The following is a 1,137-nucleotide window of genomic DNA, read 5'->3' as shown; positions in this document are numbered from 1 at the left end:
TGCTTTCCATCAGCAACGCTGATTCGACTCTACAAATTGTTAAAGAACAACAGCCGACTATTTAAAGCCAAGACTGGCAAACCACAATATCGATTCCCGATACTCTGGTTTGCCAACCTTCGAGTGTTTCTTCATCTCGACTTGAGATGGTGGAGGATGACGGGATCGAACCGACGACCCCCTGCTTGCAAAGCAGGTGCTCTCCCAGCTGAGCTAATCCCCCGAGGAATTCATGGTGGGTCTGGCTGGATTCGAACCAGCGACCCCCGCCTTATCAAGACGGTGCTCTAACCGACTGAGCTACAGACCCACGATTCTTCATCGTCAGCCTGCCTCACGCGCTCACCTGTCAAGGCCAGCTCGGCAGGCTCACGTGTAAACACTCTAGCGTTGTGTACTCTACAGCCGATAAGTGTGGGCGCTTGAGGCGCTCTGCATTGGATCTCGCTGCTCAATCGCTGCATGCAGCAATCAAGTGCTCGACCATTCTCTAGAAAGGAGGTGATCCAGCCGCACCTTCCGATACGGCTACCTTGTTACGACTTCACCCCAGTCACGAACCCTGCCGTGGTAATCGCCCTCCTTGCGGTTAGGCTAACTACTTCTGGCAGAACCCGCTCCCATGGTGTGACGGGCGGTGTGTACAAGACCCGGGAACGTATTCACCGCGGCAAGCTGATCCGCGATTACTAGCGATTCCGACTTCACGCAGTCGAGTTGCAGACTGCGATCCGGACTACGACCGGGTTTCTGGGATTAGCTCCCCCTCGCGGGTTGGCAGCCCTCTGTCCCGGCCATTGTATGACGTGTGTAGCCCTACCCATAAGGGCCATGATGACCTGACGTCATCCCCACCTTCCTCCGGTTTGTCACCGGCAGTCTCATTAGAGTGCCCTTTCGTAGCAACTAATGACAAGGGTTGCGCTCGTTGCGGGACTTAACCCAACATCTCACGACACGAGCTGACGACGGCCATGCAGCACCTGTGTCCAGGTTCTCTTTCGAGCACTCCCACATCTCTGCAGGATTCCTGGCATGTCAAGGGTAGGTAAGGTTTTTCGCGTTGCATCGAATTAAACCACATCATCCACCGCTTGTGCGGGTCCCCGTCAATTCCTTTGAGTTTCAACCTTGCGG

The 1,137-nt window shown here is 54.9% G+C and carries 2 tRNA genes and 1 rRNA gene; all 3 read right to left on the bottom strand.

Annotated features, from left to right (window positions below):
* Positions 1 to 147: 147 nt before the first annotated feature.
* Positions 148 to 223: transfer RNA gene (locus tag QRD43_RS22680), tRNA-Ala, on the bottom strand.
* A gap of 10 nt (positions 224 to 233) precedes the next feature.
* Positions 234 to 310, bottom strand: a tRNA-Ile gene (locus QRD43_RS22675).
* 184 nt (positions 311 to 494) lie between these two features.
* A 16S ribosomal RNA gene (locus QRD43_RS22670) occupies positions 495 to 1,137 on the bottom strand; the annotation flags it as partial.

Source organism: Roseateles subflavus, assembly GCF_030285365.1.
GTDB classification, from domain to species: Bacteria; Pseudomonadota; Gammaproteobacteria; order Burkholderiales; family Burkholderiaceae_C; genus Roseateles_B; species Roseateles_B subflavus.
Note: the sequence above shows the minus strand (reverse complement) of the source record. Positions and strands in the feature narration are given on the sequence as shown.